Source organism: Chloroflexota bacterium (assembly GCA_035652535.1).
Classification (GTDB): domain Bacteria; phylum Chloroflexota; class UBA6077; order UBA6077; family SHYK01; genus DASRDP01.
The window spans coordinates 17,217-41,603 of sequence record DASRDP010000064.1 but is presented as its reverse complement, the minus strand read 5'-3'; the positions used below and the strand labels follow the sequence as shown (position 1 = coordinate 41,603).

Below are 24,387 nucleotides of genomic sequence, written 5' to 3'. Positions count from 1 at the left end.
CGACAGGGGCCGGTGCTGGAGCTTCTGGAAGAGATACATCACGTGCCGCTCGGCCTCGGCGCGGGCCGCCTGCTCCGTCTCCGCGACGTAAATCGGCACCATCCAGCCCAACAGCTCGGGCCCGGCCTCGTAGCCCCAGCGCTGCGCCGCCGCCCGATACTCCTCGAAGAGCTGCTTCACCACGGCCGCGACTTCGTACACGCGAATGAATGGATAGCGATTCTGCGAGGCCCACTCGATCGTTTCGACGCTCCCCGTGGAAGGAACAAAGATGCGCGGGTGCGGCTTCTGGATGGGGCGCGGCCAGACGTTCACGTACCGAAGCTGGTAGTACTTCCCGTCATAGGTGAAGGGGCCGGGCTCGGTCCAGGCGCGCAGGATCAGATCGCAGGCCTCGAGGAACCGGTCGCGCGAGTCGACCGGGTTCACGCCGAAAGCGAAGTACTCCGCGCCGATGCCCCGGACGAAGCCCGAGATGATGCGGCCGCCGGTGATGACGTCCAGCATCGCCACCTCCTCCGCCACGCGGAGGGGATGGTCGCGCAGGGGGATCGCATTGCCGAGGATGGCGATGGTGATGCGTTTCGTGCGCCGAGCCAGGGTCGCCGCGATGATGTTGGGCGCGGGCATCTGGCCGTAGGCCGTCTGGTGGTGCTCGTTGACGCACACGCCGTCGAAGCCCAGCTCCTCCGCGTACTCCAGCTCGTCGAGGTAGCGGTTGTACAGCTCGTGCCCTTTGACGGGGTCGTAGTTGGCGTTGCTGTAGGTGACCCACGCCGACGGGTTGTGCCGCTCGAAATCGTCGGGGAGGTATGGCCACGGCATCAGATGGAAGAGATGAAATTCCATAGTGGCGCCTCCTATGCTCCCTCAGTCATGAAGTCGACGAGCGCGCGCAGGAGCTCGTCCGGCCGCTCGCGGTGGGGGACATGGCCGCAGCGATCGATGGGGACGAGACGCGCGTGGGGGATCCCGTCCAGCCAGAGCCTGGCATTCTCGATGGGGATGAGCCGGTCTTCCCGCCCCCAGATGAGGAGCGTCGGGGCTTTGACCCGCCGCAGCCGCCGCTGCAGTCGCGGGTTGTAGAGGTACGGGTTCCAGGCGACGCGCGCCACCGTTGTCAGGTTCTTGATCCGCTGCAGCACAGCATCGCTCGTCGGGGCGGGCGGAATCTGCTGCTCGGCCAGCGCCTGGTCGAAGAAGAGGATGCGCGTCTGCTCCTCCTCGGTCATGGAGAAGATGTCCGGGAGGAACATGCCCGGGACCTTGAGGCCGGCCGGGTCGATGAGGGCCAGGCGCTCCACGACCTCCGGGTGGGCGACCGCGATCTCGGCGGCGAGCCACCCGCCGAGCGAGCTGCCGGCGATCCGGACGCGGGGGATGCCCAGCAGCTCGAGCAAATCCAGGTAGTGATAGACCAGATCGTCCATCGTCTCGAGCCAGTCCGGCCGCTCGGACTCGCCGAACCCAGGGTGGTCCGGTACGATCAGGCGAAAGCGTTGCGAGAGCGATTCCTGGTAGGGACTCCACACGCCCGAGCCGCCTGCGCCGTGCAGGAGGAGCAGCGGGTCGCCGCTCCCCCGCTGGCGGAGGTGCGTGCGCACGCCAGCGACGTCGAGGAATTCGGATGGCGGAGCCTGGACCATGCGCACACCTCGCGAGCCGCCCCTGCTCCGGGCGCGCTCAGCAGCGGCCGGCGACCCGTGCGGTCGAACGTAGGAGAGGGTCTGGCGGAACGAAGGCGGAGCCGAGCCGTGCCGACGCTGCACCCGGATGATAGGTGGCCCGTCTTCAGCGCGTCAATGCGCAAGCGCGCGAGTCAACGATCGGAACAGCCGCGTGCTCGCCAGCACGCGCGCCGATCGGGGTTTCGGGCGGTCCGTCTGATCCAAAATCATGGAGATAACAGATAAACGCTGATGCATTGAGCTGAACGTGAAAAACGAGGTGACCAGCAAGATCATTCGCCCCGTCAGAGGCGGCCAGATCACGATTCCGGCCGAATTCCGCGAGAAGCTCGGCATCACGCCCGAAGACGTGGATAAATGACCCACCTGACAAGAGAGTGACCGGCGCGATGATGCGGAGTCCGGGGCCGCGCACGCCTGGGGGGTGGCTCAGCGGGCCTTCTGCCCCACTTTTCCACCGCTGCGACGCCGGCGGCGGGGCTGGCGAGGGGATCGCCTACGGACGGTGGACCATCACGCGGGACGCCAGCGGCGGAAGGCCCTGAATTTTCGTGATCGCCGACATTTTCCCCCAACCACATTGGCCGCGGGATCTATCGCTCTCGGCGCCTGCCCGCAAATGGGATTGATGCACCGCCGGTAGATGTGGCAAGCGCGCCTACGTCATCCGCTTAAGCCCCCTCGAAGAGGACTTCGCGAGGCGGACACACCGGGGAGCCGACTTGCGGCCGGGCCTCAGACCCTCGGGAGCCGACACCGAGCTTCTTTGCCAGGGACACGGCATGCAGACTCGTAGATCGGGAAGCGGAAGACCCATCCGTGAATGCGGAATACGGTTGTAGGACGGGGCGGTGGCGGGCCCAAAACTTCAGTGGCGGAGGCGCAGGTCGTCGTTGTTCGTTTTGCGCTCATCCCCGGACCTCAGCGAGCTGGGACAATAAATGTTCAACCCGAGAGCGGATTTCATCGCGAATCACGCGCACCTTTTCTATCGGCTGGCCAGCAGGATCGTCCAGGTCCCAGTCTTCGTACTTCTTCCCGGGGTACACCGGGCAGGCATCTCCGCAGCCCATGGTGATCACCACATCAGCTTCTCGGACCACTTCATCGGCGATCGGCTTAGGGTATTCCTGGGACAGGTCGATCTCCACCTCTTGCATGGCCTGAACGACAATGGGGTTGATCTCATTGGCAGGAACGGAGCCTGCCGAGCGCACCTCCACCCTGCCCTGGCTCAGCTGACGAGTAAAGGCAGCCGCCATTTGCGAGCGGCCAGCGTTGTGGACACAGACGTAGAGAACCACCGGATGGTCTTTCGCCATCTTCGCCTCCAATCGACCCGCAGCGACCAATCATCCCTTCGCGTGGCGGCCCTCCAGGGTCACGTCGTCTTCGAAGGCCGGCTTGGCCAACGCGTCGCTCGAGGCTCAGATGATCACGACGCTGGACCTCGTCGGCGAGAGGGAGCGCGATTGCCGCTACCTGAGTTGCGTACGCCGGAAGCCACGATCCTTGGTTGCCCCCGAAGGGGTTGGTTGCGCGACTCTAAAGGAGCGGGCTGTTCGTAGCGACACGTACGCAACCCGTCGGGTGAGGGATCTCTCAGAGTATGCCGAGCGGTGTCCAGAGCCCTCGACGACTAGCCAGACCGCGTCCACAGGTGCGGAGCCGTGCCGACGCTGCACCCGGATGATAGGTGGCTCGTCTTCAGCGCGTCAATGCACAGGGGCGCACAGGCGCGCGAGTCAACGGTCGGAACTGGAGCGGGTTCGGCGTTCCCTTGCCGTACCCAGGCCACCGGACACCGATGTGAGGTCTTAGGAGGACAATCCCATCGATGGGGCACCGCGTCAAGGGCACGCGCGCCCGGAAAATTCCTTGGTCGCCAAGGACAGCACTGCTTGCAGCCTCACCCACCCCGTAGGCGCGCGGCCGCGGCGCTGATGCTGCGCGCGGTCTCCGCCATCTGATCGGCGTCGGGGTAGCGCTGCCGTGGCCAGAAAAAGCCACGCAGCCCGTCGTGAAAGCGTCGCGGGATGATGTGGAGGTGCACGTGGGGCACGCTCTGGCTCACCCGGTGGTTGAGGGCCAGGAACGCGCCGTCGGCGGCCGTCGCCTCCTGAACCGCGCGCGTCAGGAGCTGCGCGGCCCCGAAGAAGGGCTGCAGCAGCTCGGCGGGAAGGTCCGGGAGCAGCTCGACGTGCAGCCGCGGCACCAGGAGGGTATGGCCGAGAAAGAGCGGCCGGTGGTCGAGAAACGCGATGGACACGTCGTCCTCGAAGACGATCGCCGCGTCGATGCGCCCGGCGACGATCGCGCAGAAGGCGCATGGCGATTCCGTCACGTGGCGGCGCTCGTCCCCGCGCGGGCGCGCCGCGCAAAGATCGCGATGGCGTCGTCGAGGCTCATGGGCGGGCGGCCGAGCAGCGCGGCCAGCTTCTCCGTCCGCAGGCCGGCGTTCAACGGCCTCGCCGCGGCCTGATGGAGGTCCGCCGTGGCGACCGCGTCGATGAGGCCGGCATCGAGCCCCAGGCCCGCCGCCAGACGCCGTGCGAAGGTCGCCCGATCCACCCGGTCCTGCCCCACGACGTTCACGATCCCGCGCACGTCGTCCTGGGCGAGCACGATGGTGGCCAGGGCGAGAAAGTCGGCCAGCGTCGGATTGCTCACCTGGTCGCCCGGCACGCGCATCCGCTCGCCCGCCGACAAGCGCTTCCACACCTGCATGCCGAAGTTGAGCGAGTCCGGGTCCCAGCTGAATACGACCGTCGTGCGGGCGATCAGCGCGTCGGGCGCCGCGTCCAGCACCGCCCGCTCGCCCTCGGCCTTGCTCCACGCGTAGACGCCCGCCGGACTGATCGGGTCATCCTCGCCGTAGGGCCCCGCCGCGCCGTCGAAGACGTACTCCGTGGAGTAGAACACGAGCTTCGCCCCGTGCCGCGCCGCGGCCCGCGCAACGGCGGCCGACCCGCGCACGTTGATGGCCGTCGCCTCGTCGGCATGGTCCTCGCAGTAGTCCACCGCGGTGAGCGCCGCGGTGAGAAAGACCAGCGCTGGCCGTTCGCGATCGATGACGTCGTCCACGGCGGCGCCATCGGTCACATCCAGGCGCTGCATCCCTGGGCGCGGGCGCGATCGGTAGGTGCCGACCGCCTCGAAGCCGGCCGTGGGCAAGATGCGCATGAGCGCGGACCCGACCTGGCCCGGCGCGCCGACCACCAGCGCTTTCATGGGATTCTCCACCCGCACGTGAGCGCGCCGACGGTTGACATCGGCGAGATGCGTGCTATTCTCATAGAACAAACGTTCTATAGGAGGCGCCCGTGCAGTGCGTCGCGACCCTGGCGAACGGGAAGCCCTGTTGCCGCGAGGCCCAACCGCATTCGGAACGGTGCCAGTTCCACGACGGCGTCGAGCTCCGCCGCCGCGCCCGTCGATTCTATACGACCCAGCTTTCGGAGGATGAGCAGGAGGCCCTCCTCGTCGCCGCTCAGCTCGAGGGCGTCGACGCCGAGATCGCCATCCTGCGCGTCCTGATCCGCCGCGTGATCAGCGCCGGCGACCTCGACGCCGCGCGCCGCGGCATCGAGACCCTCTGCCGAAGCCTGAAGGCGCGCCACGAGCTGGACGAGCGATCCACGGACCAGCTCGCGGCCTCGCTCGAGCGCGTCCTGGACAACCTCGGCCGCGATCTGGATGTGAAGCTGTGACGCAACAGCGCGATCCGTTGGGCATCCGCAGCCCAGCCACCCCTCGCGTCGCCTGCGCGGTCGATCCCGCTCCGAGCGATGCTCCTCATGCCGCGACCACGCAGCCGGTCGACGTTCTCGCCAACCACGCGCAGCCGGTGGCGGAGGATGAGGCGGTCGATCTCGTGCGTCGATATCAGGCCGGCGATCGCGCCGCTCTGGCCACGCTCCACGAGCGCATGACCCCCATCATGCTGAGCGTGCTTCGGCGCTATCGGAGCGCCGCGCTCCCGCCGAGCCTGACGTATCAGGATCTCGTTCAGCAGACGTGGGTGGCTCTTGCCGAGCTGGCGGAGCGCTGGCGGCCCCAGGGCAGCTTCCTCGCCTACTTCTTCGCGAGCTTCCCGCGCACGCTCCGCCGATTCGTCGCCACCGCCGGCGTGCGCCACACGAGCCGCGTGGCCGAGGTCGTGAGCCTGCCGCACGACGAGCTGCTCGTCGTGGCCGACCGCGCCGCCGTGGGCGAGGCCCCCGCGCCGGACCTCGCCTGGCGCGATACCGTGACCGCGCTCCCCGAGCGGATGCGCCTGATCCTCGCCCTGCATATCGGCGAGGGGTACGACTTCGCCACCATCGCCCTCGCCTTGGGGATCAGTCGCCCCACCACCCATCGCCTCTATCGACGCGCCCTCTCGCTCCTCGGCGAGGACCTCCGCGAGGACCCACCCACCCCCGCACCGGCGTTGAGCCAAGGGCACGACCCGGAATTCGGTTTGGATCGCCTCGTCCGCGCGCTCCACGCCATGGCCGGACCGAAGCGGATCGTCCCGGGGCGACGGAAGGTCGCCACCGTCGCAGGGATCGGGCGGGCGCGGTTCGTCGAGCTGATCGGTCAGCTCGAGGCCGCGGGCGCCATCGTCGGCCGAAGCGGAACGCAGAGCGGCCGCCTCGCCGACGCGACGGCGGACGAAACGTTGGCGCGTCTGGCCGCGCGCGGCTCACGGGTGCGCGGAGACCTCCGACCCCGAGAGAACACTGAGCAGCACCGCCCCGAGGAACACGAAGTACAGCGATCCGCTGGCGAGGAGGTGACCGGCGTGGAGGGAGTCGTACCGGCGGACGAAGAAGAGCAGGATTGCGCCGGAGATCAGAGCCAGGACGCAGCTCAGGGCGGGAAGAAAGTTGGGCGTGCCCGGCACGAGCGACAGCGTCCATTCGGTGAATAGGATGCCGATCGTGACCGGAAACGCCGATTGAAAGACCAGCGCTCCACTCATGTTGCCGAACGCCAGGGTGTCCTTGCGGCGGCGGATCCAGAGCACGCTGTTCAGCTTCTCCGGCAGCTCGGTGGCGATCGGGGTGATGAGCAGACTCAACAAGAGCGGCGCAAGCCCCACCGCCGTCGCCAGCTCCTCCACCTCGTGTACGAAGAGGTGTGCGCCTCCCATGATGAGCGCCAGGGCGATGATCACCTGGACCGCGATGGGCGCGAGACCGGGATTCGCGGCCCAGTCCTGAAAGGGTAGGGCCCAGCTCGGGATATGACCCAGCAGATGGAGGGGGCGCAGCTCCTCCTCGCTTGGCTCGTACGCATGGCTCAGCAGGCGCCGCGTATAGATGGCGTAGAGCGGGATGAGGGACAGGCCGATGGCGATCCGCACGGCCGTAAGCCCAGGCGGAATGAAGGCGGCACCGAAGGCCAGTCCGTACGCGGCGAGAAAGAACCGCAGGTCCTGCTCGGCCGTCGCCGTGTTGAACTCCAGATGCATCGTTCGCCGACGCCTGCGAAAGCTCCAAAGGGCCGCCGCGATGACCAGCATGGCCAGGGTCGAGATCATGAAGGGCGCGCCGAGGATGCCGCCGATCCCCACCGCGTCCGAGTCGGCGCCGTCGGAGAAGAAGATCGCGACGATCGGGACGAGCGTCTCCGGCATGGCCGTCCCCACCGCGGCCAGAACGCTCCCCGTGGCGCTGTCGGACAGCCGCAGCCTCCGCCCCAGCCACTCAACCGCGTTCGTGAAGTACTCGGCCCCAGCCACCAGCAGCATCAGTGCGAGGGCGAGGAACAGCACTGTTGGCACGCTGCGAGGCGCCTCCCGGGCGGAATCGAGGACAGGTTGATTGCGAGCGGGTCAGTTCCCGCGATCGTGCCATCACGATCCGGCAGGGCTGGCCCGTGTCCCCAGCCGACCCGACGGGGCGCTCGACGCCACGGCAGAGGATGAACCCCGCCGAAGCAGTCTGCGCCCGCGCTGTGGTCACGGCCGTCAAATGTGGCCCACCAGGATGATACTGGCCGTCTGTTGAAGCTTCCCAGCCCCAGGGCTACAATGCCACAAGGCCCTGGCTTCAGTCCGGGCCGTATTTTGCGCAACAAGGGGAGGGACTGAGCCCATGGCAGCTCCGGCCGACGTCTTCACGAACGACCAGATCCAAACGGAGATGGTGAAAGTCCCCGGCCAAGGCATCCAGATGGACGCCATTCTGGCCCGACCGAAGACCGGCGGCCCGTTCCCAACAGTGATCGTCATCCACGAGAATATGGGGATCGATCCCAACAACGACACCGCGGGCCCCCACTTCGAGAATCTCACCCAGCGCCTCGCTCGCCAGGGCTTCACCGCCATCGCCCCGAACCTGTTCCAGCGCGGAGGCGGGCCCGAGTCCAACCCCGCACCTCAGGTCAATCAGGACCTCAAGGCGCTCTTCGACTGGCTGCAGAGCCAGCCATACGTGAAGCGCGATGGCATCGGGACCGTCGGCTTCTGTTGGGGCGGGGGCACGTCCATCAACGCGGCCATCTCGAACCCGGACGTGGATGCCGCGATCATCTTCTACGGGCGCAACCCGGACCCTATCGACGACGTTGCGAAGCTGACCTGCCCGGTGTTGGCCTTCTATGGGGAAGCGGACGAGCGGCTGACGTCCGGAGCGCCCGCCCTCGCGGAAGCCATGAAGAAACATGGAAAGAGTTTTGAATACAAGGTCTATCCAGGGGCGCAGCACGCCTTCTTCAACGAACGAAAGGGCGACCGGCACGATCCCGCTGCCTCGGCCGACGCGTGGGAGCGGATGGTCGCCTTTTTCAAACAGAACCTCGGAAAGTAAAGCGGCTCGGCGCACCGGGAGCGGGACCGTGGCCCCCGCGGTCACGGACCGCACCCGCGCCGAGCTCGTCGACGATCTGGCCTGCGCGGGCGCCGAGCCGTACCGGGCGCGGCAGCTTTTCCACGCGGCGCATGCTCGGCGCATTGCGTCATGGGACGACCTCACGGAGCTCCCCGCCCGGCTCCGCGCGCACCTGGCCGAACGCTTCCGGCTCGCCGCGCTCTCTGAGGCGGCCCGTAGCACATCGGCCGACGGGACGGTGAAGTGGCTCTTCCAGGCGGCGGACGGACAAACAATCGAGACCGTCGCGATTCCCTCCTCCACCGTGCCGGGCGCCGCACCGCGCACCACCATCTGCGTCTCCAGTCAGGCCGGGTGCGCGTTCGCCTGCCGATTTTGCGCGACCGGGCAGATGGGATTCGCTCGCGATCTCACCCCGGGGGAGATCCTCGAACAGGTCTATCGCGCGAATTCGGACTCGGGCCGCGCGGTCGACAACGTCGTCTTCATGGGCATGGGTGAGCCCCTGGCCAATCTCCACTCGGTGGTGCAGGCGATTCGCGCCCTCGCGGATCCGCTGGGGCTCGGCTTCAGTCCTCGCCGCGTCACTGTCTCGACGAGTGGGCTCGTCCCCGAGATCGACCTCCTGGCCGAGGCAAACCTCGGCGCGCGGCTCGCCGTGTCGCTCCATGCGCCGACGGACGAGCTTCGCAGCGCCCTCATGCCCATCAACCGGCGCTTTCCGATCGCCGACCTCGTGGCGGCGGCAAGCCGGTACGCGCGCGCGTCCGGACGGCGCGTTAGCTTCGAGTACGTGATGTTGGACGGCGTCAACGACGCCGACGAGCATGCCCGGCTGCTCGCAGACCTCCTCGCGGGGCGCGCCGCCCACGTGAACCTCATTCCCTATAACCAGACGGCGTCCGGCTTCACGTCCAGCGCCCCGGCGCGCATTCGCACATTCGCCCAGCGCGTGCGCGATGGCGGCGTGCCGTGCACCATTCGGGCCAGCCGCGGACGAGACATCGCGGCCGCGTGCGGGCAGCTCAAAGCCGAGAACCTTCGACTGCGCCCGAAACAACCTGTGCGACCGGCCACCCTCTCGGTGGGCAGGGAGAAGGCATGAGCGGAAGTGACGCCCGCTGCCCTTTCTGCGACCCCGATCAGATCGAGCCGCAGACGGTGACGCAGACGCAGCACCTCTCGCTCCTGGCCGACCTCCACCCCATCGCCGACGGGCATCTCCTCATCGTCACACGCGACCACCTCCCCTGCGTGGCCGCGCTCCCCATCCCCTACGATAGCGAGCTGGAGGGGCTCATCGCAGCGACGCGGTCCTTTCTCGCGGACCGATACGGTCCGACCACGATCCTGGAGCACGGGTCGGTCGCGCAGACCGTTCCTCACGCTCACCTGCACCTCATCCCCAATGTGCCGGACTTTCGCGACACTCTGGCGCATGGACGGGAGCGCAACGACACAGACGGGTGGCCGGCGCTCCGACGTTGGTTCGCCGAGCGGGGTCCGTACCTCTACTACGCCTGCGACGATGGCGCATCGATCTTCCCTCCCGATCGCGACGAGCCCGGCCACCTCGTGCGCCTGGCCGCCGACGCGCGGCGCGCCGGCTCTCCGGCGCCCGCCTCCGATTCCGGAGAGCGCGCGGCCCGGCGTCTGCGCTCCGAATGGCAACATTTTCAGTCCGAGACCAACGGCGCCGCGGCCGACGTCGTCGCGTGCTTCCTCGAGCGCGATGGTCGGCTCGCCCTGTTCAAGCGCAGCGCCCGGGTGGATAGCGCGCCAGGCCGCTGGCACGTCGTGGCGGGCTACCTCCCCCTCGGCGCGGACCCGCTGGACCACGCCCTCACCGAGATCGGCGAGGAGACGGGATTGTCGCGGGAACAGCTCGCTCTGCGGTCGGCGGGAGAGGCGTTCGTGATTCCGGACGCGTTTCGCAGGATCCGGTGGCGCGTCCATCCGTTTCTCTTTCGCGTGCTCGATGGTGAGCCGCACCTCAACTGGGAGCACGACGAGCTGGCCTGGGTCGAGCCGCGGATGATTCCCGCCTATCGATGCATGCCGTGGGTCGGCGACGTCTACGAAAGCCTGGACGCCTCGGCGCGTGGCTGAGGCCCGACCGGCGCCGGGCCGGGCGCCGCGGGCGCCTGGAGTCGCGCCCTTCGAACCCTCGCCTCCCGGATCCAGCGCCACAGCAACAGCGCGTAGCCGCCGATGCCCACGACCGTCGCCGCGCCCGCGGCGATCAGGTACCCAACGCTCGCCATAGGGTCGACCGCCTCAGGCATAGACGCGCTCCCCGACCTCGTCGTCTTCGAGCGCGCGGTTGTCATCGCGCATGCGCTCCAGCATCGTCCGGTACGTCAGGAGGGCACAGAAGACGAGGGTCATGGCCGCGATGGTGACCAGCAGGGTCACGATCATGGGCGTCGGGAGCTGCGGGTCCGACCGCGCGAAGACGGGGTCCGGGTGGAGCGAGCGCCACCACTGAACGGAGAAGTGGACAATGGGGACGTCCACGAACCCGACGATCCCGAGGATCGCGCCGAATCGCGCGCCCCGCTCCACGTCGGGCGTGTAGGCGCGGAGCATGAGGTACGCGACGTAGATGAACCACAGAACGAGGGTCGTCGTCAGCCTCGGGTCCCAGGTCCACCACGTGTTCCAGATGGGCTTTCCCCACAGCGAGCCGACGATGAGCACGAGCGTCGTGAAGAGCACGCCCAGCTCGGCCGAGGCGCGAGCGAACGCGTCCCAGCGCAAGTCGCGGCTCACGAGGTAGACGACACTGGCCACCAGCACGAGGAAAAAGGCGAGGTACGCGACCCAAGCCAGGGCGAGATGGAAGTAGAAAATGCGCTGGACGACCCCCTGGACTCGATCGTTCGGGACGTAGAAGACGATCATGGCCGCGGAGACGGCCGATGCGATCGCCGCTATCCACACCAAAGCGCGGCGCGCTCCTGCGCTCGTCAGCATCTATTCCTCCAACGCGTGCTCGAAGGTGACGGCTCCGAGCGAAACGTACATCGCGTCGAACCCGAGCAGCAGGCTGAGCCACGGCATATCGCGCGCAGCGGGGTTGCCGAGGGCGAGTCCGGTGGCCTGCACCACACCGATGAGGATCGGGACGGTCACAGGAAAGAGCAGGATCGGAAGCATAACCTCGCGTGCTCGCGTGTGAGCGGCCATGGCTGAAAAGAGCGTGCCCACCGCGGCGAACCCCACGATGCCGAGCACCACGATGGCGAGGAGCGGCAGCGGTCGCACGGCCACGTTGAAGAGCGCGGCGTAAACGGGCACGCTGACGAGCAGCACCGCCGCCATCAACAGCATATTGGCCAGTAGCTTCGCAAAATACAGCGCGCTCCGATCCACCGGCGCCATGAGCAGGCCGTCCAGGGTCCCCTGGTCGCGCTCCACGGCGAAGGTTCGGCCGAGGCCCAGGGTGCTGCCCAACACGACGGCGGTCCAGAGCACGCCCGGCCCCACGGCCGGCATGATCTCGGCCCGGAGATCGAGGGCGAAGTTGAACGTCACGAGCACCAAGAGCGAAAAGACGAGCATCGCGGTGATCGCGTCTTTCGTTCGTCGCTCGACGATCACATCCTTGGCCATGAGAGCGTAGAGCTGCCGCGCGTACGCCCGCCAGCCCAGGTCCGCGGTCAACGCGCCGGTCACGGGCTCGCCACCATCGCGGCGACGCCCTGCCCTGAGATTGCCTCGTGGTAGGCGCGCGCGAGGTCAAGCGATCCGTTTTGTCTCGGACCCAGGGTGGCGGCGACTCGCCCCTCGCGCAGCACGACGGCATGGTCCGCGAGACCGGAAACCCACTCGAGGCGATGACTCGCCACGAGAACCGCGCCGCCTCCGTGCGCCCAGCGCGCGATGAGCCGAGCCAGCCGCTCCTGGGATGCGTCGTCGAGACCCGTCTCAGGCTCGTCCAACAGCAGGACGAGCGGCTCATGGAGGGTCGCGCGGGCCACCGCGACGCGCTGCTGCATGCCGCGCGACAGGGTGCGAATCGGCGCGTCGGCGCGCTGGGCGATCTCCATGACGTCGAGAGCGCGCGCGACGCAAGCGTCGAGATCGTGGAGTCCATACAGGCGCCCGTAGAAGCGAAGGTTCTCCCGCGCGGTCAGCTCGCCATAGAGGAACGTCTGGTGTGCGACGAGCCCGACCAGTCGGCGCGCCACCGACGCGTGGCGGAGAGCGTCCACCCCATCGACGACGATCGACCCGGCCGAGGGCCGCGCCAGCGTGGCCAGGACGCGCAAGAGGGTCGTCTTTCCCGCGCCGTTCGGGCCGAGAAGCGCGACCGCTTCGCCACGTCGGACGACCAGGCCGACCCCGCGCAGCGCCACCGTGGACCCGTACCGTCGGACGAGACCGGCCGCCTCCAGAGCCGGGCGAAGCGCGGGCTCTTCACGCTCGGCGCCATCGGGGCACGGCGCGGTGGGCAGCATCGGCGAAGGGCGTTCCATCGCCTCTAGTTTACGCAGTGGCTGAATCCTTCGTTCGGTTCGGCGCTAGGTGGCGCCCTCGAACTTCGATGGGCACTTGGCGAGAAGCGTCCCCGCCACGAACGTGCCGTCCGGTTCGTACTTCCCCTCTACGACAACCTCGATTCCGTCCCCGAAGATATCGGGAAGCACGCCGTGGTAGCTCACGGGCAGGACGCCCGACGCGTCCGATGCCTGGAATCGAGTCTCGAAGGAGGTTGGGTCCCGCTGGATTGAGCCAGGAACCACGTTTCCAGCGACGCGGACGGGCTGATCGTAGATGCTGGATCCCGCGGCCTTCAGCTCGCCGACGGTCAGATAGTAGACCGCGGTCGTGCGAACCGCCGTCACGAGCAGGTACCCGGCCGCGACGATCACGACGAGCGCCGGTATCAGGACCTGCGCCCGCACGAACCGGGAACGATGCTCCGGGGCCCCCGTGCGCGGCGCCGCCACCGCGGTCATGGTCGCGATTTTTCGGCGAGCCAGCTCGGTGACTGGATGGGCTGGCTCACAGCTACTTCTGCGTCAGGAGAAAGGCGACGAGGTCGCGGCGCTCGGCATCGTTCACCGGTACGGGGAGCACCATGCCGCCCTGATTTGGAGGCGGGAACCCGGAGACGACGAAGGCTCCCGGATCCTTGATCGACTCGTCGATGTACTGCTCGGGCGTCTCCGGGGGCTTTGCGCCCTCATGCCCTGCTCCGCCAGCTCGGGTCCCGATCCCATCCAGATCGGGACCGATCGTCCCATTGGCACCCTGGACCGATTTCAGCGTGTGGCACGTCGGGCAACCTTTGGAAGAGAAGAGGGCTTTCCCGTTGTCGGGATTGCCGCCGCTCGAGGTCCCGCCACCACCACCGCCACCGGTGTTTCGACATGCGCCCAGGGAAAAGGCGAGCACGATGATCAGGAGCGCGATACCCCCAAGCTTCACAGACCTTCCTCCTCGTCGATAGCAGCCCATGTGAATATCTACGCCGGGATGCGGCCCGCGCATCCGCCAGAAAAAGTCTAAATGTGCGCGGTCGTGAAAGTCAAACGAACCGAATCAATCGAACCGCTGCACGACCCACGTCGGGGCGGCCGGATCGACGCGCCACTCCGCGGCCTGGAGCCGGGCGCGCTTGGCCCGCACGCGCACGAGGCGTATCCAGAACATCGCGGGCGCCAAGCCGAAGATGATCCCGCCGAGAATGAAGGGCCAATGGAACGCAATGAAGAACCCGACGATTGCGGCCGCGGCTTCGGGCGCGGCGAGAATGATCATCACGGTCGTCGCGATCTTGAAGACGACGAAGATGCCAACGAGCGTCCAGAGTGCGGCGCGTCCTTCCATGTGACCCCGGCTAACCTGTGCTCAGCCCCATTGTATCAGCCTGCGCCGAGCGCAGCCTTTCGACCCTCCGAGCCTGGCGACGACCGCGGCGTAGCCGCTAAACTAGGCATGATTGACAGCAGCGCGGCGAGGAGCGCGAGATCGCCTACGGCCCTCCCCGCCGACGAAACGCCTTACCCACTTGGAGGAGCGCCCGTTGGAGCGCGTTCGGACAGCCGTTCTCATCCCGCTCGTCGTGTTCCCCTCAGCCGCCGTCGTGGCTATCTTGATCGGTGTCATGCTCCATATTGTGAAGAGCAACGCCGAGGCCATCATGCCCCCAGGTCTGGCCGACTTCGCCACACCCGTCGTCGCCCTCATCCTCGTCGTCCTCATCACGGCCGCTGGCTTCATCGCCTCCGCCGCGGCCGGCAACCCCGAGAGGTCGTGAGTCCTCAACCATAGGCGTGGCGCTCCTCACGATCCGCCCAGATGAAGAACACGACCGTGAGGATCACGAGCCAGTACGTTCCTCCCACCACCCACATGAGCAGCCCACCCACTTGCTGGTCCGCCAGCGGGGAGACGCCGAACCGCTCGGGCGCTGACCCGTAGTGCGTGTACAGAACGCGGTCAGCAAGCGTCAGGAGCGAGCCGATGAGTGCGCCCGGCACACTGTGGGCAAAGGCATAGAGCATCTGCGCCGGCGGCGAGATGCGTGGAAACACGCGTGGGACCGGGCTCAGGAGCGGCAGCCACGTCACGACGGCCGTGACGAGAAAGACGATGTGGGTGAGGCGGTGCAGCAGGTCGAACCCGAAGAGCGTGTCGTAGATGATCGGCAGGTGCGCGTACGCGAAGAGGACGTTGAACATGACGAAGCAGGCGATAGCGTACGCGCGGTGATGGCCGACGCGCGACAGGAACGGGTGGCGCACGACCGGCATCAGCAGCCACTCCGGCGTGCCCAGCAACAGCAAGGGCGGGACGAACAGCGTGAGGACCAGATGCTGAGCCATGTGGGCGCTGAAGAGGTCGCTGTCCGCGAGATGGTGCAGCGGCGAGCCGAGGGTCAGCGCCATCAAGACGATCCCGGCCGCGAACACGGCCGCCTGGCGAGGGGGCAGGCGACGCCCTACCCGTCGACGGTTCGCGACGCCCGCGGCGTAGACGGCCGCGAGCCCCACGATGAGGACCAGCAGCGTCGGGTGAAGATCCCAGGTCGTGCCGAGGACGGCGCCGATCTTATCCCACATCGGCGACACGCGAACGTCGCCGGTCGCCCAGGGGTGACCGGTCGTGCGGGATTCGGATTTCTGACCGCTTAGGCCCCAGCCACGCGGACGAACCCGAAGAGGGCGAGGAATGCGATGGCGGTAAACGCAGCGGTAGCAAGGCCAAACAGGAACATGCCCGTGAACATTCGATTGTCGAACTTTAAGTGCATGTAGAACATCACGACGAGCGCGAACTTCAACGCGGACAGCGCGATGAGGATCGGCGGGAGGACCGGCCGGACCGCGTGCACATAGTAGACGGTGACCTCAAGCGCGGTGATAACCGTGAGCGCGGTTCCGATGGCGATGTATTCCTTCGCGCCCGGATGGTGCTCGACAGTATGGGGAACGGCGTGCGCGCTCATTCGTCCTCCCAGATCAGCGTGTGCCGGCTCACACCGGAATCAGATAGACGACGGTGAAGATGATGATCCAGACGATGTCAACGAAGTGCCAGTAAAGCCCGGCGATCTCGACGTCGAGACTTCGCGCTTGCGTGATCTTCCCCTGGGATGCGAGGACGAAGAGCGACAGCAGCCAGGCAATCCCCAGCGAGACGTGCGTGCCATGAAAGCCGGTCAGCACGAAGAACGTCGTGCCGCCGGTATTGGTGGCGAGGTTGAGCCCTTCGGCGCCGAAGCTGGTGAACTCGTAGATCTGCCCGCCGATGAAGACCAGGCCGAGCCCAGCCACCGTCAAGAGCCAGATCTTCAATCGTCGCACGTCGCCGCGCTGGATAGCTGCGAGCGCCAGCACCATGGCGAGACTACTCATGAGAAGGGCAAAGGCGCTCACCGACGTGTAGGGAATATCGAAGACGTCCTGGGGGTTCGGGTGCCCGACCCATTTACCTCGGTAGACGAGGAAAGCGATGATGAGGGAACCAAAGAACATGCAGTCGGAGCCGAGGAACGCCCACATCAGCACCTTGCGGTTGTTGAGGCCGGTACTGGTTGTGTGCTCTTCGACGTGCGTGGGCGGTGCGGCTGCCAGTTGCGCCAACGGCCGTCTCCTCCTTTGTCTCTCTTCCCAGATCTCTTTCGAATCGTCTCCGCGTGAGGGGGTCTAGCCGTTCACGGGTTCGAGGGACCAGCCGAAGATCCCGACCAGAAGGACGAACAGGCCAACGCCGGTCACGGCGTAATACTCCGACCCCGACACGTAGTCGGCGATGACGAACGGGTTGAAGAGCCAGTCGCCCAAGCCGGCGCCCAGCAGCACCCCGAACCCCGCCAGGAACAATCCGAACGCGGCCACCAGCGGCCAGTACGACGGGTCGGGCATGTGGATGTGGTGCTCGGCTTCTCCGTGCGCGCCGGCGTCGGCCACGTGGACTTCGGGAGAGTGCTGGGCAACGCGCGTCGCATCGGCCCGTCCCTCTGCCAGCTCGTGCCCGGCCAGCTCGGGGTGCTTCTGCGCCCAGTACGGGTCTCGACTATGCACGGTCGGGACGCTAGCGAAGTTGTAGCCCGGCGGTGGCGATGGAATCGACCACTCGAGCGTCATCCCGTCCCAGGGATCACTCCCCGCGATCTCGCCGGAGCGGAGGCTGAGCGCAACGTTGTAGATGAAGACGAGGACGCCCAGACCGAGCGTGTAGGCGCCGATGGTTGCGACCAGGTTCCACAGGTCCCACCCCATACCCTCTGAGTAGATGTAGATGCGCCGCGGCATGCCATCCACGCCGAGGAAGTGCATGGGCCCGAACGTCAGGTTGAACCCGATGAAGAAGAGCGCCCAATGGATCTTCCCCAGCGTCTCGTTCAGCAGCCGACCGGTGAACTTGGGGAACCAGTAGTAGATCCCGCCGAAGAGCCCGAAGATCGCGCCCCCGAACAGGACGTAGTGAAAGTGCGCCACGACGAAATACGTGTCCTGGTGTTGCGTGTCGACGGGTGGCGAGGCGTGCATGACGCCGCTCAGCCCACCGATAGTGAACATGCCGACAAATGAGAGCGCCATGAGGCACGCGGTCGTGAGCCGAATGGAGCCGCCGTAGATTGTGGAGATCCAGTTGAAGATCTTCACCCCGGTCGGCACGGCAATGAGCATGGTAGACGCGGCGAAGAACGATACGGCGATGGGCCCGAGGCCCGTAGTGAACATGTGGTGCGCCCACACCGTAAAGGACAGGAACGCGATGGCGGCGACGGCATACACCATGAACGGATAGCCAAACAGCGGCTTCCGTGAAAAGACCGGGAGGATCTCCGACACAATGCCCATGGACGGAAGAATGAGAATGTAGACCTCGGGGTGGCCGAACACCCAGAACATGTGTTGCCACAGGATGGGCTCGCCTCCCATAGCCGGGTTGAAGAAATTGGTCCCAAAGAGGCGGTCGAACATGAGCGCGATCAGCGCCGCGGCCAGCACGGGGAATGCGAGAACGATGAGGATGGACGTGATGAACGTCGTCCAGGTGAAGAGGGGCATGCGCATCAGGGTCATGCCCGGCGCGCGGAGCTGGATGATGGTCACGAGAAAGTTGAAGCCTGCGGCCAGCGTTCCGACACCGAGGACCTGAAGACCGACCACCCAAAAGTCGGTCGCTACGTCGGGGCTGAACTGCTTCAGCGTGTTCGGCGCGTAAGCGAACCAGCCAACGTCGGGCACCATGCCGGTGAGGAAGCTCATGTTGAGCAGGATCGCTCCCCCGAGGAATACCCAGTAGCTGAAGGCGTTCAGGCGAGGAAAGGCGACGTCGCGCGCTCCGATCTGCAGCGGAACGATGTAATTGAAGAACGCCGCGCTCAGAGGCATGACGACGAGAAAGATCATCGTCGTACCGTGCATCGTGAACAGGGCGTTGAACTCCCCCGGGCCGAGGAGGGTGTTGTTGGGCCGGGCAAGCTGCGTGCGCATCAGCAGCGCTTCGATCCCGCCAATCAGGAAGAAGACGAACGCGCTGCTTCCATACAGAATGCCGATGCGCTTGTGGTCGATGGTGGTGAGCCAGCTCCACAGTCCCGTCGGCGCAATTGGTCGAGCAAGCAGGCCACGGCGGGCTGCGGTGGGCGCTGCGATCGTTGCCATGTCTTTACTCCCCGCTGAGGCATCACGGGCCCAGAATCTCGATGCGCGCGTACCGCGCTCGGCGCGCTATTTGAGCCCCTGGAGGTAATTCACCACGTCGGTCAGGTCCTGCCCAGTTGGGGGGACGACCACCATTTTGTTGCCCGGCTTGATGCTCTGCGTATCGCTGATCCACCGAGCCATGTTCTCGGCGGTGTTGTCCAGAGTGCCGGCCGCAATCGTCTTGCGTGCGCCGACGTGCGTCAAATCGGGGCCGATGACGCCCTGTGCTTGCGTGCCCCTAATTGTATGGCACGCCGGGCATCCGCGCTGCTGGAACACCTGGGCCCCGTGCGTGGCCGATGCGCCGATCGGATCGCTGACGTCTTGCGCCTGCGTCTTCGCCCAACGATTGAAGTCATCCTCCGACTCGACGAAGAGGCGCAGTCGCATGTTCGCGTGTTGAAATCCGCAGAACTCGACGCACTGACCGTAGAACTCACCGATCTCGTCCGGCGTGAAGATGAGGCGATTTTCGCGATTGGGGATCACGTCCATCTTCCCGCCCATGCGGGGGATCCAGAAGCTGTGGATCACGTCCACGGTCTTGAGATCGAAGACGACAGTCTGGCCGACTGGCAGGTGCAGCTCATTGGCCGTCACCACGTTGAGGTCTGGGTACCGGAACTCCCACCACCACTGATGCCCGATGACCTGGATGTGCTGGTTCACCTTCGGCGGCACGACGTCCGACGCGAAGATGGTGCTGATGGTCGGAACAGCGATAACCAGAAGGACGACCGCGGGAATCAGCGTCCATGCCACCTCGAGCGTGGTGTTGCCATGGACCTGTGATGGGAACTCATTCGCCCTGCGGCGGCGGAACCGGATGACCGCGTATACGAGAAAGCCCTCGACGCCGACGAACACGGCGGCAGCCATCCAGAAGATCAAGACGTAAAGCTGCGTGATCATGGCGCCATAGTTCGACGCCGGGATCACCGTGGATTGAGGGGCTTGGGGATTGGCGAGCTGGGTGCAGCCTGCAATCGAGAGCAACGCGACGAACGCGCTGCCGAATGCAACAACCCGCAGGTACGGCGAACGGCGCAGACTCATCGTCCTCCCATGGATGGCGTGGGAATTGAGCCGGAGAACTATAGCCGCACGCCCGAGGCGGCGCAACCACGAGACGAGAGGCGCGCGAACGCACCGGGGTATAATCCAGGGGCTCGACCAGCGTCATCGCCTCAGTCGAGCGTTCTGCCGTCGGCGCGGAGTCTCGCCGTCGACCTCTCCCCTCGATGACGCATGAACCAGGACCATCGTCCCCGGAGGATCGGAGTGCGCATCCCTCGGCCGCCGTGCACCGGCGGCGCCCGCGAATCGTGACGCGACGCTGCAGGCCATCCCGCTCCACAGGAATGCGCTCATGAAGGGGACGTCGGCCGCATTTCGCACGGTCGCCTATCTGGCGGTCCTGTCGACCTACCTTCTCATCGTGATGGGGGCCGTCGTTCGCGCCAGTGGGTCGGGCTTGGGATGTCCCGATTGGCCCCTCTGCTACGGCCAGGTCGTTCCGCCGGGGCACATCCCGTCGGTGATCGAATACAGCCATCGAGTGCTGGGGGCGATCACATCGTGCTTCATCGTCGCGTCGATCGTGCTCTGGCTCAGGGCATCGGGCTTCGCGGGACGCGTCGCGGCAGCCGGTATCGCTATCGGCTTGCTGTTGGCGGCGCAGATCGCCCTTGGCGCGGTAACTGTCATGATGGAGCTTCCCCCACTCGTCGTGATGGCGCACCTGGGACTCGCCATGGCGCTTCTGGGCGCGCTCGTCGCCGTCGCCGTCCGCGCCACGCCCGTGCAGGCCGACCCCACGACGGTTGAGGCGCAGGACGATGGGTCCGCCACGCTCGGCCGATTCCGCCGACTGGCGACCTCCGGCGTCATCGCCGTGTACGCCCTGATCCTCGCAGGCGGGTACGTCCGGGCCAGCGGAGCCACGTGGGGATGCCTAGGTTTCCCCACGTGCAACGGAGCGCTCCTTCCCTTTGGCGCGAACCCCGCCACGGACATCCAGCTCGTCCACCGCTTTTTGGCTTACGCGGTCTCGGCCCATCTGATCGTCGTGGCAGCCCGCGCCTGGCGGATGCTGCCTCACCACCGCGCCATCTCGTGGACAGCCGGCGTCGTCGTGGCATGGCTCGTGACCCAGATCGCGATCGGCGCGACGATGGTCTCGACCGGCGTGCCACCCGTCGCCCAGGTTCTCCACGTGGCGGGGGCCGCGGGGCTCTGGCTGTCGGTTGTCGCGCTTGCCGTCATCAGCTACCGGATTTCGGCTCATGGCGTCGCGCCGGACGGACGCGCGGGCGCTCATCGGGCGCCTACGGACCACGCCTCGTCGCGCCGATCAACCTTCGCCGCCTACCTCAACCTCACGAAGCCTCGTATCATCGTGCTCCTTCTCGCCACGACCCTGGCCGCGATGATCCTCGCCGCGAACGGTCTTCCCCCGCTGCACACCGTGTTGCTGACGATGCTGGGCGGCGCATTCGGCGCCGGCGCCGCGAACGCCGTGAACTGCTGTATCGATCGCGATATCGACGCCGTTATGAAACGGACCTCTTCGCGCGCGATCCCGGCCGGCCGGGTCGACCCGCCCGCGGCGTTGCGCTTCGGCGTCGGGCTGGCCGCGATGTCGTTTGGGATCCTGGCGGTGGGGGTGAATCTCCTGGCCGCGTCGCTCACCATCGCGGCGTTCGGCTTCTACGTGCTCGTGTATACCCGGTGGCTCAAGCGCTCCACGGTGCACAATATCGTCATCGGCGGGGCCGCAGGCGCGGTGCCACCGGTGGTCGGGTGGGCGGCCGTCACCGGGAACGTGAGCCTCCTGGCGATCTACCTCTTCGCCATCATTTTCTTTTGGACGCCGCCGCACTTCTGGGCTCTCGCCCTTCTGATCAAGCGCGACTACGCGGAGGCTGGTGTTCCGATGCTGCCCGTCGTCCGCGGCGACGCGGAGACACGTCGCCAGATCCTGCTCTACACGGCGCTGCTTGCGCTTCTCACCGTCAGCGTCGTCGCATTCGGGCTGCTCGGACCGATCTACCTGGCGGGCGCAATTGTTCTCGGCGGCCTGTTCGTCGCGCTCGCGGTCCAACTGTCGCGCCAGGCGTCGGACGTCGCCGCTCGGCGCCTCTTTCGCTATTCGCTGCTGTACCTGCCAGCGCTTTTCAGCGTGATGATCGTCGACCGGTTGCTCTAGCAGGAGACGGACCCCCGCGTCGCCGACCGCGCTAACGCCACTCCACCACGTAGAGCAGCACGTACACGACCCAGCCGCTCAGGGCTACAAAGCCCCAGACGGGAAGCGTGACGCGAGCGATGCGCCGATGCGCGGGCACATCGCCCCGAAGCGCACGGCGGAGCGTGACGAACGCAAGCGGCGCCACCGCGATCGCGAGCAGCGTGTGGGGAACGAGAATCGCGATGTAGACGGCGTGCCACAGCGGCGGACCGAGGAAAGGCTTCGGACCGCCGATCGCGGCGCGCACGACGTAGACGACGACGAAGAGGGCAGCGAACACAGCCGCGGTGATCATGCTCCGATGGTGCGCGCGAATGTTGCGGCGCCGAACGAACGCGTAGCCGACGGCGAGGCAGAGCCCGCTGATGACGATGAGCGCGGTGTTCGCCGCGGGAAGCCACGAGGGCACGGAATCTCCAGGAGGGCCGCCGCCGAGGATTTCTCGATGCGACCGGCAGCAAGGCGGTACGCCGTGCGATGCGACGCCTCGCGACCGATTCTATCAGCGGTCGGAGAACGTCAGCTCGCGCGGCGTCCTGGATTCCGGTAGTAGACGGGCTCGATATCCTCGAAGGTCCTGCAGTGAAGAGCGCCCGCCTTAACGAGCTCATCCAGGGTCCGCCGAGCCACGCGCGCATCCACGCCCAGCTTATAGGCGAGGGAGAGGGACGTCTCGCTCAACGTTTCGTGCTGGGCGACAAAGTCGATGATCCGCTTTTCGTCGATGGCCGGCGCGCGACGCGTAAACACCGGTTCCCCCCGTTTGTCGGTAAGGTGCGGGCGCTGGCGCGAGATCGATCCGCACCGCGTTCAGGCGATGGAGAATCGGGGCTTGTGGCGCAATCCGCAGTGCCATGGGTGTACCAGTCCCGGGGTCACAACGAATTCTCCGCACGACAAAGACGGGTCACGCGTCAATCACAGGACGGCTGTCGCAGATCCCGGCTGCGCCGCGGGACTTGAGCGACGGGTCAGGCGCCGACCGGCTCCAGGGGCTGCAGGAACGGAGCCGGGAAGTCGTCGAGCAGCGCGCGCACTTCCGCTGAAATGGCTCGGAGCGTATCGTCGTCGGAAGCCGTGAGCGCGCGGTAGAGGAAACCGGCGGCCGTGTCCATCTCCGATTCACCGAGTCCTCGGGTCGTCGCGCACGCGGTCCCGATGCGGAGTCCGCTCGCGCGCGTAGAGGGCAGGGGATCGAACGGAATCAAGTTCTTGTTCACGATGAGGCCCGCCGCCTCTGCTCGATCGGACCCCTGTTGTCCGTCGAGACCCAGCGGCGTGAGGTCCAGGAGAAAGAGATGATTGTCCGTGCCGCCCGAAACGATTCGAGCCCCCTGACGCGCCATTCCGTCCGCGAGGGCACGACAGTTGGCGACGACCTGGGCCTGGTAGGTACGGTACTCGGGCTGGAGCGCTTCGCGAAAGGCGACCGCCTTGGCGGCGACCGCGTGGTCCAGCGGGCCGCCCTGGAGGCCCGGAAAGACCGCGGTGTCGACCTTCCGGGCAAGCTCCTGGCGACACAGAATGGCGCCCCCGCGGGGGCCGCGCAGTGTCTTGTGGGTCGTGAAGGTTACAACATCGGCGTAGGGCACAGGACTGGGATGCATGCCCGCTGCCACGAGCCCGGCGATGTGCGCCATGTCCACCATGAGACGCGCGCCGACAGCGTCCGCGATCTGGCGGAAGCGAGCGAAATCGATAATGCGCGGATACGCGGTCGCCCCTGCCACGATCAGCTTCGGCTGCTCGCGGCGCGCGATCGCCTCGATCTCGTCGTAGTCGAGAGTCTCCGTATCGCGGCGGACCCCGTAGTGGACGAATCGGTAGAGCTTGCCGGAGAAGTTGAAGCCGGCGCCGTGGGTGAGGTGGCCACCCTGCGCCAGCTCCATGGCGAGGACCGTGTCCCCCATATTGAGGGTCGCAAAATACGCGGCCATGTTGGCCTGGGAGCCGGCGTGCGGCTGGACGTTGGCGTGCTCTGCGCCAAAGAGCTGTTTGGCGCGCTCGATGGCCAGCGCCTCGGCGGCGTCGATCCAGTGATTGCCCGCGTAGTAGCGCTTGCCGGGATAGCCTTCGGAATACTTATTGGTGAGGATCGAGCCCGCGGCCTGGCGCACCGCCACCGACGCGTAGTTCTCACTCGCGATCAGCGCCAGCGTATTTCGCTGCCGCTCCTCCTCGTCACGGAGGATCGCGGCGAGCTCTGGGTCCACCTCCGCCAGGGTGCCGTCAGTGCGTACTGCGCTCCGGGTCGATGCCAACCCACCCTCCTGTAGAAATGCCCCATGATTTCGGAAGCACCCACCCGACAGTATACGAGGGCGAACCTTCCCACCTTTTATCAAACCATAAGGTTTCCCTTATAGGGATTCCGAGAAAAACTGATTTGTGTTTTGCATCGCACCCTATGTACGATGCATCCACCAGCGCGGGCTCATGCCCTACCGCGTGGCGGGCTG

28 protein-coding genes and 1 pseudogene are annotated in these 24,387 nt (G+C 66.5%); 8 read left to right on the top strand and 21 right to left on the bottom strand.

What is annotated here, in order from left to right; translation table 11 throughout:
- A partial coding sequence (locus tag VFC51_07280) for an LLM class flavin-dependent oxidoreductase (protein ID HZT06817.1) occupies window positions 1-849 on the bottom strand: 849 nt, incomplete at its 3' end.
- 11 nt (window positions 850-860) lie between these two features.
- Window positions 861-1,646 carry an alpha/beta hydrolase gene (locus tag VFC51_07275; GenBank protein HZT06816.1) on the bottom strand — a complete coding sequence of 262 codons (786 nt, stop codon included), beginning with the start codon at window positions 1,644-1,646 and terminating at the stop codon, window positions 861-863.
- A gap of 289 nt (window positions 1,647-1,935) precedes the next feature.
- On the opposite strand from VFC51_07275, the gene VFC51_07270 reads away from it, so the two are divergent.
- The gene (locus VFC51_07270) at window positions 1,936-2,049 is read left to right on the top strand and encodes an AbrB/MazE/SpoVT family DNA-binding domain-containing protein (GenBank protein HZT06815.1); all 114 of its coding nucleotides are present in this window, start codon (window positions 1,936-1,938) and stop codon (window positions 2,047-2,049) included.
- A gap of 547 nt (window positions 2,050-2,596) precedes the next feature.
- On the opposite strand, the gene VFC51_07265 is transcribed toward VFC51_07270, so the two are convergent.
- The 3 genes from VFC51_07265 to VFC51_07255 all read right to left on the bottom strand — a co-directional run bounded on the left by VFC51_07265 (window position 2,597) and on the right by VFC51_07255 (window position 4,919).
- The gene (locus VFC51_07265) at window positions 2,597-3,010 is read right to left on the bottom strand and encodes an arsenate reductase ArsC (protein ID HZT06814.1); all 414 of its coding nucleotides are present in this window, start codon (window positions 3,008-3,010) and stop codon (window positions 2,597-2,599) included.
- A 587-nt stretch (window positions 3,011-3,597) separates the two neighbouring features.
- A complete protein-coding gene (locus VFC51_07260) occupies window positions 3,598-4,032 on the bottom strand; it encodes an HIT family protein (protein HZT06813.1) in 435 nt (144 codons plus the stop codon).
- Entirely contained in the window at window positions 4,029-4,919 is an 891-nt protein-coding gene (locus VFC51_07255; protein ID HZT06812.1) for an SDR family oxidoreductase, read from the bottom strand. The genes VFC51_07260 and VFC51_07255 overlap by 4 nt, the downstream gene beginning before the upstream one ends.
- Before the next feature lie 92 nt (window positions 4,920-5,011).
- Here VFC51_07255 and VFC51_07250 point away from each other — a divergent pair, with 92 nt between their 5' ends.
- Both VFC51_07250 and VFC51_07245 read left to right on the top strand, forming a co-directional pair.
- Window positions 5,012-5,398, top strand: a complete 387-nt coding sequence (locus VFC51_07250) for a hypothetical protein (GenBank protein ID HZT06811.1) — start codon at window positions 5,012-5,014, stop codon at window positions 5,396-5,398.
- Window positions 5,395-6,066: pseudogene (locus tag VFC51_07245) on the top strand (sigma-70 family RNA polymerase sigma factor). The gene VFC51_07250 and the pseudogene VFC51_07245 overlap by 4 nt, the downstream one beginning before the upstream one ends.
- Before the next feature lie 309 nt (window positions 6,067-6,375).
- Here VFC51_07245 and VFC51_07240 read toward each other — a convergent pair.
- The gene (locus tag VFC51_07240; GenBank protein HZT06810.1) at window positions 6,376-7,458 is read right to left on the bottom strand and encodes a sodium:calcium antiporter; all 1,083 of its coding nucleotides are present in this window, start codon (window positions 7,456-7,458) and stop codon (window positions 6,376-6,378) included.
- 313 nt (window positions 7,459-7,771) lie between these two features.
- Here VFC51_07240 and VFC51_07235 point away from each other — a divergent pair, with 313 nt between their 5' ends.
- From VFC51_07235 to VFC51_07225, 3 genes are read left to right on the top strand one after another with little or no spacing between them, the layout of a single operon-like run.
- Entirely contained in the window at window positions 7,772-8,485 is a 714-nt protein-coding gene (locus tag VFC51_07235; GenBank protein ID HZT06809.1) for a dienelactone hydrolase family protein, read from the top strand.
- 28 nt (window positions 8,486-8,513) lie between these two features.
- Complete coding sequence (rlmN, locus tag VFC51_07230) at window positions 8,514-9,611, top strand: 23S rRNA (adenine(2503)-C(2))-methyltransferase RlmN (GenBank protein HZT06808.1); 1,098 nt, start codon at window positions 8,514-8,516, stop codon at window positions 9,609-9,611.
- Window positions 9,608-10,615 (top strand): NUDIX domain-containing protein, encoded by a 1,008-nt coding sequence (locus VFC51_07225; protein HZT06807.1) that lies wholly within the window; start codon window positions 9,608-9,610, stop codon window positions 10,613-10,615. The genes rlmN and VFC51_07225 overlap by 4 nt, the downstream gene beginning before the upstream one ends.
- Here the strand turns inward: VFC51_07225 and VFC51_07220 are convergent.
- The 7 genes from VFC51_07220 to VFC51_07190 all read right to left on the bottom strand — a co-directional run bounded on the left by VFC51_07220 (window position 10,582) and on the right by VFC51_07190 (window position 14,344).
- On the bottom strand, window positions 10,582-10,791 hold the full coding sequence (locus tag VFC51_07220; protein HZT06806.1) for a hypothetical protein: 210 nt from the start codon (window positions 10,789-10,791) through the stop codon (window positions 10,582-10,584). The genes VFC51_07225 and VFC51_07220 overlap by 34 nt on opposite strands.
- A complete protein-coding gene (ccsA, locus tag VFC51_07215; GenBank protein ID HZT06805.1) occupies window positions 10,784-11,482 on the bottom strand; it encodes a cytochrome c biogenesis protein CcsA in 699 nt (232 codons plus the stop codon). The genes VFC51_07220 and ccsA overlap by 8 nt, the downstream gene beginning before the upstream one ends.
- Complete coding sequence (locus VFC51_07210) at window positions 11,483-12,184, bottom strand: heme exporter protein CcmB (GenBank protein ID HZT06804.1); 702 nt, start codon at window positions 12,182-12,184, stop codon at window positions 11,483-11,485.
- A complete protein-coding gene (ccmA, locus tag VFC51_07205; protein ID HZT06803.1) occupies window positions 12,181-12,969 on the bottom strand; it encodes a heme ABC exporter ATP-binding protein CcmA in 789 nt (262 codons plus the stop codon). The genes VFC51_07210 and ccmA overlap by 4 nt, the downstream gene beginning before the upstream one ends.
- A 63-nt stretch (window positions 12,970-13,032) precedes the next feature.
- Window positions 13,033-13,416: a cytochrome c maturation protein CcmE gene (locus tag VFC51_07200; protein ID HZT06802.1), complete on the bottom strand. Its 384-nt coding sequence runs from the start codon at window positions 13,414-13,416 to the stop codon at window positions 13,033-13,035.
- A gap of 106 nt (window positions 13,417-13,522) precedes the next feature.
- Complete coding sequence (locus tag VFC51_07195) at window positions 13,523-13,942, bottom strand: cytochrome c (GenBank protein ID HZT06801.1); 420 nt, start codon at window positions 13,940-13,942, stop codon at window positions 13,523-13,525.
- 114 nt (window positions 13,943-14,056) lie between these two features.
- Complete coding sequence (locus tag VFC51_07190) at window positions 14,057-14,344, bottom strand: hypothetical protein (GenBank protein HZT06800.1); 288 nt, start codon at window positions 14,342-14,344, stop codon at window positions 14,057-14,059.
- A gap of 196 nt (window positions 14,345-14,540) precedes the next feature.
- Here VFC51_07190 and VFC51_07185 point away from each other — a divergent pair, with 196 nt between their 5' ends.
- On the top strand, window positions 14,541-14,774 hold the full coding sequence (locus tag VFC51_07185; GenBank protein ID HZT06799.1) for a hypothetical protein: 234 nt from the start codon (window positions 14,541-14,543) through the stop codon (window positions 14,772-14,774).
- A 4-nt stretch (window positions 14,775-14,778) separates the two neighbouring features.
- Here VFC51_07185 and VFC51_07180 read toward each other — a convergent pair whose 3' ends face one another.
- The 5 genes from VFC51_07180 to coxB all read right to left on the bottom strand — a co-directional run bounded on the left by VFC51_07180 (window position 14,779) and on the right by coxB (window position 19,734).
- Window positions 14,779-15,579: a cytochrome c oxidase assembly protein gene (locus tag VFC51_07180; GenBank protein ID HZT06798.1), complete on the bottom strand. Its 801-nt coding sequence runs from the start codon at window positions 15,577-15,579 to the stop codon at window positions 14,779-14,781.
- Window positions 15,580-15,647: 68 nt separating this feature from the next.
- The gene (locus tag VFC51_07175) at window positions 15,648-15,965 is read right to left on the bottom strand and encodes a cytochrome C oxidase subunit IV family protein (GenBank protein HZT06797.1); all 318 of its coding nucleotides are present in this window, start codon (window positions 15,963-15,965) and stop codon (window positions 15,648-15,650) included.
- Window positions 15,966-15,993: 28 nt separating this feature from the next.
- Window positions 15,994-16,602, bottom strand: coding sequence for a cytochrome c oxidase subunit 3 (locus tag VFC51_07170; GenBank protein ID HZT06796.1), 609 nt, complete (start codon window positions 16,600-16,602; stop codon window positions 15,994-15,996).
- Window positions 16,603-16,665: 63 nt separating this feature from the next.
- Window positions 16,666-18,636: a cytochrome c oxidase subunit I gene (gene ctaD, locus VFC51_07165; GenBank protein HZT06795.1), complete on the bottom strand. Its 1,971-nt coding sequence runs from the start codon at window positions 18,634-18,636 to the stop codon at window positions 16,666-16,668.
- Window positions 18,637-18,702: 66 nt separating this feature from the next.
- Window positions 18,703-19,734 (bottom strand): cytochrome c oxidase subunit II, encoded by a 1,032-nt coding sequence (coxB, locus tag VFC51_07160; protein ID HZT06794.1) that lies wholly within the window; start codon window positions 19,732-19,734, stop codon window positions 18,703-18,705.
- A 313-nt stretch (window positions 19,735-20,047) separates the two neighbouring features.
- Between coxB and VFC51_07155 the strand changes: the two genes are divergently transcribed.
- The gene (locus tag VFC51_07155; protein ID HZT06793.1) at window positions 20,048-21,886 is read left to right on the top strand and encodes a heme o synthase; all 1,839 of its coding nucleotides are present in this window, start codon (window positions 20,048-20,050) and stop codon (window positions 21,884-21,886) included.
- A 31-nt stretch (window positions 21,887-21,917) separates the two neighbouring features.
- Here VFC51_07155 and VFC51_07150 read toward each other — a convergent pair whose 3' ends face one another.
- The 3 genes from VFC51_07150 to glyA form a co-directional block, all read right to left on the bottom strand.
- On the bottom strand, window positions 21,918-22,337 hold the full coding sequence (locus VFC51_07150) for a DUF420 domain-containing protein (GenBank protein HZT06792.1): 420 nt from the start codon (window positions 22,335-22,337) through the stop codon (window positions 21,918-21,920).
- Window positions 22,338-22,447: 110 nt separating this feature from the next.
- Window positions 22,448-22,678: a hypothetical protein gene (locus VFC51_07145; protein ID HZT06791.1), complete on the bottom strand. Its 231-nt coding sequence runs from the start codon at window positions 22,676-22,678 to the stop codon at window positions 22,448-22,450.
- Window positions 22,679-22,899: 221 nt separating this feature from the next.
- The gene (glyA, locus tag VFC51_07140) at window positions 22,900-24,150 is read right to left on the bottom strand and encodes a serine hydroxymethyltransferase (GenBank protein ID HZT06790.1); all 1,251 of its coding nucleotides are present in this window, start codon (window positions 24,148-24,150) and stop codon (window positions 22,900-22,902) included.
- Between the last annotated feature and the right edge of the window lie 237 nt (window positions 24,151-24,387).

Bases quoted from the DNA above. Each gene is read 5' to 3' on its own strand.
- VFC51_07220 (HZT06806.1), bottom strand. From the start codon at position 10,791: ATGCCTGAGGCGGTCGACCCTATGGCGAGCGTTGGGTACCTGATCGCC.
- VFC51_07225 (HZT06807.1), top strand. From the start codon at position 9,608: ATGAGCGGAAGTGACGCCCGCTGCCCTTTCTGCGACCCCGATCAGATC.
- VFC51_07255 (HZT06812.1), bottom strand. From the start codon at position 4,919: ATGAAAGCGCTGGTGGTCGGCGCGCCGGGCCAGGTCGGGTCCGCGCTC.
- VFC51_07190 (HZT06800.1), bottom strand. From the start codon at position 14,344: ATGGAAGGACGCGCCGCACTCTGGACGCTCGTTGGCATCTTCGTCGTC.
- ccmA (HZT06803.1), bottom strand. From the start codon at position 12,969: ATGCTGCCCACCGCGCCGTGCCCCGATGGCGCCGAGCGTGAAGAGCCC.
- coxB (HZT06794.1), bottom strand. From the start codon at position 19,734: ATGAGTCTGCGCCGTTCGCCGTACCTGCGGGTTGTTGCATTCGGCAGC.
- VFC51_07235 (HZT06809.1), top strand. From the start codon at position 7,772: ATGGCAGCTCCGGCCGACGTCTTCACGAACGACCAGATCCAAACGGAG.
- ctaD (HZT06795.1), bottom strand. From the start codon at position 18,636: ATGGCAACGATCGCAGCGCCCACCGCAGCCCGCCGTGGCCTGCTTGCT.
- ccsA (HZT06805.1), bottom strand. From the start codon at position 11,482: ATGCTGACGAGCGCAGGAGCGCGCCGCGCTTTGGTGTGGATAGCGGCG.
- VFC51_07265 (HZT06814.1), bottom strand. From the start codon at position 3,010: ATGGCGAAAGACCATCCGGTGGTTCTCTACGTCTGTGTCCACAACGCT.
- VFC51_07155 (HZT06793.1), top strand. From the start codon at position 20,048: ATGAAGGGGACGTCGGCCGCATTTCGCACGGTCGCCTATCTGGCGGTC.
- VFC51_07275 (HZT06816.1), bottom strand. From the start codon at position 1,646: ATGGTCCAGGCTCCGCCATCCGAATTCCTCGACGTCGCTGGCGTGCGC.
- VFC51_07180 (HZT06798.1), bottom strand. From the start codon at position 15,579: ATGTGGGATAAGATCGGCGCCGTCCTCGGCACGACCTGGGATCTTCAC.
- VFC51_07175 (HZT06797.1), bottom strand. From the start codon at position 15,965: ATGAGCGCGCACGCCGTTCCCCATACTGTCGAGCACCATCCGGGCGCG.